Source organism: Streptomyces sp. URMC 126 (assembly GCF_051386555.1).
Lineage (GTDB): Bacteria > Actinomycetota > Actinomycetes > Streptomycetales > Streptomycetaceae > Streptomyces.
Genome location: NZ_JBPQTX010000551.1, coordinates 1 through 2,400 on the forward strand (window position 1 = coordinate 1; position 2,400 = coordinate 2,400).

General features: G+C 77.0%; 2 protein-coding genes. Both read left to right on the top strand.

Annotated features, from left to right (window positions below; all coding sequences use genetic code 11):
* Positions 1–1,086: ATP-binding cassette domain-containing protein (locus ACSNOK_RS32580; protein WP_436784397.1), on the top strand; the 1,086-nt coding region annotated here is incomplete at its 5' end.
* Positions 1,087–1,106: 20 nt separating this feature from the next.
* Complete coding sequence (locus ACSNOK_RS32585) at positions 1,107–2,072, top strand: ECF transporter S component (protein ID WP_436784398.1); 966 nt, start codon at positions 1,107–1,109, stop codon at positions 2,070–2,072.
* Positions 2,073–2,400: the final 328 nt, after the last annotated feature.

Consider the following 2,400-nt stretch of genomic DNA (forward strand, 5'->3'; position numbering starts at 1 on the left):
GCCTCCGCCCCGCCCGGCCCCTCCGCCCCACACGAGCGGGCCGCCCGCGCGGCGGCGGAGCCCCGCGGCCTGCTCCGCCGCTGGCGGCGGGCCACGCCGGCGAACCCTCGGACGGCGGTCCCGGCCTCCGCCGAGGTGGCGGGACTGGCCGTCCGGCACGGCCGGGTGGACGCCCTCCGGAAGGTGGACCTGACCGTCCGGCCCGGCGAGACGATCGCCCTGATGGGCCGCAACGGCGCGGGCAAGTCCACCCTGCTGCGCACCCTCGTCGGGATGCACGAACCGGCGCGCGGCACGGTCGCCGTCGGCGGCGCCGCGCCGCACCGCACGACCCCGCGCGAGTTGCTGCGGCACGTCGGACTCGTCCCGCAGGAGCCCCGCGACCTGCTCTGCGCGGACACCGTCGGCGCCGAGTGCGCCGCCGCCGACCGGGACGCCGCCGCCTCCCCCGGCACCTGCCGCGCCCTGGTCTCCGAGCTGCTCCCCGGCGTGCCCGACGACACCCACCCGCGCGACCTCTCCGAAGGCCAGCGGCTCGCGCTCGCCCTCGCCGTCGTCCTCGCCGCCAGGCCGCCGCTGCTCCTCCTGGACGAGCCGACGCGCGGCCTGGACTACGCGGCGAAGGCCCGCCTGGTGGAGATCCTGCGCGGCCTGGCGGCCGAGGGCCATGCGATCGTCCTGGCCACCCATGACGTGGAGCTGGCGGCGGAGCTCGCCCACCGGGTCGTCGTCCTGGCCGAGGGCGAGATCGTCGCCGACGGCCCCACGGCCGACGTCGTCGTCGCCTCCCCGGCCTTCGCACCGCAGGTGGCGAAGGTACTGGCGCCGCGGCCGTGGCTGACGGTCGCACAGGTGCGGGACGCGCTGGGTGCGGAGGCGGAGGGGACGGAGGCGGCGGACGCGGCGGGGGCGTCCCTTACGGGATCAGGCCTTACGGAATCGACCCCTACGGGATCAGGCCTTACGGAATCGACCCCTACGGGATCGGGCCCCTCGGGGACGGACCCCACAGGACCGGACGCGCCGGGGACGGGCTCGCCAGAGGCGCCCCCTACGGGACCGGACGCGCCGGGGGTGCCCTCGTGACGGGGGCGTCACGGCCGCGTATGACGGCACAGGCCCGCGCCGTCCGCCTCGGCCGCCGCTCGGCCGCGGCGCTGCTCCTGCTGACGGCCGCGGGCGTCATGGCGTTCGGCTGGCCGCTGCTGGCGGCCCCGTCGTCCGGTCTGGCGCATTCGCGCGACGCGCCCTGGCTGTTCGCGGCGCTGCTGCCGCTGCTCCTCGCGGTCGTGGTGGCGACCGTCGCCGATTCCGGCCTCGACGCCAAGGCCGTCGCCATGCTCGGCGTCCTCGCGGCGGCGGGCGCGGCGCTGCGCCCGCTGGGGGCGGGGACGGCCGGGATCGAGCCGATGTTCTTCCTGATGGTGCTGGCGGGACGGGTGCTGGGACCGGGTTTCGGGTTCGTCCTCGGGGCGCTGTCGATGTTCGCCTCGGCACTGCTGACCGGCGGGGTCGGGCCGTGGATGCCGTTCCAGATGCTGGCCATGGGCTGGGTGTCCCTGGGCGCGGGCCTGCTGCCGGGCGCGGACCGGCTGCGGGGCCGCCGCGAGCTGGCGATGCTGGCGGCGTACGGCGCGGTGGCGTCGGTCGGCTACGGCACGGTCATGAACCTCCAGGGCTGGCCCTACATCGCCGGGCTCGGCACGGGCGTCTCCTTCGTCCCCGGCGACCCGCTCGGCGACAACCTCGCCCGCTTCGCCGCCTACTGCCTCACCACGTCCCTGGGCTGGGATCTGCCGCGCGCGGTGGTCACCCTGCTCGCCACCCTCCTGCTGGGCCCGGCGGTGCTCAAGGCGCTGCGCCGGGCGACGCGCCGGGCGGCTTTCGCGGCACCGGTGGCGTTCGAGGCGGCGGGGACGTACGGGAAGTCGGGGGCCTCTGGGGAACCGGGGACGTCCGGAGAGCCAGGGACATCCGGAGAACCGGGCGCCTCCGATAGGCCAGGGACATCCGGAGAACCGGGCGCCTCCGATAAGCCGGGGACATCCGGAGAACCGGGGACCTCCGGGTGACCGGCCGGGAGCCGGGGGTCTCCGGGGAACCGGGGACATTCGGAGACCCAGGCGCCTCCGGCAAGCCCGGGGCATCCGGAGAGCCGGGGGCCTCCGGGAAGCCGGGGACATCCAGAGAGCCAGGGACCTCCGGGTGACCGGCCGGGCGCCGGGAATCTCCGGGCGGCAACCGGCCGGAGACCGCGCGTAACGCGAGAGGGACGACGTCACGCCGTCGCCCCCCTACGCCCCGGCGTCCATCCCCACTCCCACTCCGGGACCGGACGCGCCGGGGGTGCCCTCGTGACGGGGGCGTCACGGCCGCGTATGACGGCACAGGCCCGCGCCG